Raw genomic sequence first — 2,699 nt, 5'->3', positions numbered from 1 at the left:
GTCCTCGACACGCTTCGCCATTTCGTCAGGGATGCCGGTGTCGATGGCTTCCGCTTCGACCTCGCTCCCATTCTGGGGCGGGTCGAGGGCACATTCGATGCCGAGGCGCCGCTGCTGAGAGCGATGCGCGATGACGCACTGCTGGCCGATCGCGTGTTGATCGCCGAGCCGTGGGACATCGGCCCCGACGGCTATCAGCTCGGCAATTTTCCAGCGCCCTTCCTCGAATGGAACGACAAGTATCGCGACGATGTAAGACGGTTCTGGCGTGGCGACGCCGGCATGGTCGGCGCCCTGGCGACCCGGCTCGCCGGTTCGTCAGATGTGTTTGCCGCGAACGGGCAAGGCGCCAGCCGCAGTGTCAATTTCATCGCCGCCCATGACGGCATGACGCTCGCCGACATCGTGCGCTACGAGCGCAAGCACAACGAAGCCAATGGCGAGCAGAACCGCGACGGCCACAATGAAAACCTGTCCTGGAACAACGGCGTGGAAGGTGATGCGGACAACCCGGCCGTGGCAGCGGCTCGCCAGAACGACCAGCGCGCTCTGCTCGCCGCGCTGTTTGCCTCGCGCGGCACCATCATGCTGACCGCGGGCGACGAATTCGGCCGCACCCAGCAAGGCAACAACAACGCCTATGCCCAGGACAACGAGATCACCTGGCTCGACTGGGCCGGCCGCGACCAGGCGCTGGAGCGCTACACGGCGGAACTCTCGAGGCTGCGCCGATCGATGCCGGCGCTTTCCGACACAAGCTTCCTCACTGGCCAGCCGCCGGCAGGTTCGGAGATACCGGACGTCGCATGGCTTGCTGAGACGGGCGCGCCGCTCGATGAACAGAGCTGGCAGGATCCGCAGCGGCACCGTCTTGTCATGGTCCTGAGTGGCGCCAGCGATGACGACCGCCGTCTTGCGGTGCTTGTCAACGGCGATCGCCGGGCCTGCATGTTCACCTTGCCTGAACGAGACGGATTCTTCTGGGCCCCAGCTATCGAAGCGCCGGATGCGGCGGATATCTCGCGGCCAATATCCGGGCGGACGATGATCTTCATGATCGAACGAGCGCAGGCCGGCACAAGGGAGAAGCGCAATGGCGGCGAGTGACAAGAAGGGATGGTGGCGCGGTTGCGCCATCTACCAGATCTATCCGCGCTCCTTCCAGGACACGACCGGCGATGGCAGCGGCGATCTCGCCGGTATCACATCGAGGCTCGCCCATGTCGCCTCGCTCGGTGTCGGCGCCATCTGGCTGTCGCCTTTCTTCAAGTCGCCGATGGCCGATATGGGCTACGACGTGTCGGACTACTGCGATGTCGATCCGATGTTCGGCACGCTCGAGGATTTCGATGCGCTGGTCGCCGAGGCGCATCGTCTCGGCCTGAAGATCATCATCGACCAGGTGCTGTCGCATTCATCCGACAAGCACGACTGGTTTGTCGAAAGCCGCGCCAGCCGCGATAACCCCAAAGCCGACTGGTATGTCTGGGCCGATACCAAGCCAGATGGCAGCGCGCCAAACAACTGGCTCTCCGTCTTCGGTGGCCCGGCCTGGGAATGGGATTCTACCCGCCGGCAGTATTACATGCACAATTTCCTCCCCTCGCAGCCCGATCTGAATTTCCACAATCCGGAGGTTCAGGACGCGCTTCTGGAAACTGTGCGCTTCTGGCTGGAGCGCGGCGTCGACGGTTTTCGGCTCGATACGGTCAATTACTATGTCCACGACCGCTGGTTGCGCAGCAATCCACCCTTGGCATCAAGCGTCGCCGGCACCAACAGCGAGACCAACACCTACCTTTACCAGGAGCACCTGTTCGACAAGACGCAGCCGGAAAACCTGGCGTTCCTGCGCCGCTTCAGGGCGCTGCTCGACGAATATGACGACCGCGCCGCCGTCGGCGAGATCGGCGATGAAGGCCGCTCGCTGCAGACGCTCGCGGCCTACACTTCAGGCGGCGACAAGCTGCATATGTGTTACACCTTCGACCTGCTCGGTCCGCAGTTCTCGGCTGCGCATGTGCGTGGCTGCGTCGAAGCCTTCGAGGCGGCCGTCTCCGACGGCTGGGTCTGCTGGGCCTTCTCCAACCATGACGTGGCGCGCCATGTCAGCCGCTGGACAAGGCCGGACAGCGAGCCCGACGCGGTCGCAAGATTCTCGATCATGCTGCTCGCCTGCCTGCGCGGCTCGATCTGCCTCTACGAGGGCGAGGAACTCGGGCTGGAGGAGGCGGAGCTGGCCTATGAAGATCTGCGCGATCCCGTCGGCATCCGCTTCTGGCCAGGCGTCAAGGGCAGGGATGGGTGCCGCACGCCGATGGTGTGGGAGGCCGGCGCCGACAATGCAGGCTTCTCCACGGCCAGGCCCTGGCTGCCGATACCGGCCAGCCATCGCGCTCGCGCCGTTGACGTCCAGAATGCCGACACGGTCTCTGTGCTCGCGTCCTACCGGGCTGCGCTGGCCTTGCGCGGGGAGCATGAGGCGCTGATATCCGGCTCGATCCGCTTTCTCGACGCCAAGGGTGACCTGCTCGCTTTCATCCGCGACGGCGGCGGTGAAAGACTGCTCTGTGTCTTCAATTTCGCCGGAGGACCGGCCAATTGGCCGTTGCCGGGGGACATCGGGGCGGTTGCGCAGCTGGATGGCAATGCCGCGGTCGTCGAGACTGAGCTTTTGCTGCCAGCGCTCGGAGCCTTTT

Annotated in this window: 1 protein-coding gene and 1 pseudogene; both read left to right on the top strand. The window is 64.3% G+C overall.

Features of this window, described 5'->3' with window-relative positions; all coding sequences use genetic code 11:
* A pseudogene (locus tag ENZ75_RS27715) lies at window positions 1-1,107 on the top strand (glycogen debranching enzyme GlgX); the annotation flags it as partial.
* Window positions 1,094-2,699: alpha-glucosidase family protein (locus tag ENZ75_RS27710; protein WP_128278465.1), on the top strand; the 1,606-nt coding region annotated here is incomplete at its 3' end. The pseudogene ENZ75_RS27715 and the gene ENZ75_RS27710, both read left to right, overlap by 14 nt.

Source organism: Mesorhizobium sp. M7A.F.Ca.CA.002.04.1.1, assembly GCF_004022805.1.
GTDB classification, from domain to species: Bacteria; Pseudomonadota; Alphaproteobacteria; order Rhizobiales; family Rhizobiaceae; genus Mesorhizobium; species Mesorhizobium ciceri.
The sequence above is the reverse complement of the archived record's forward strand: the minus strand, read 5'-3'. Positions and strand labels throughout refer to the sequence as shown.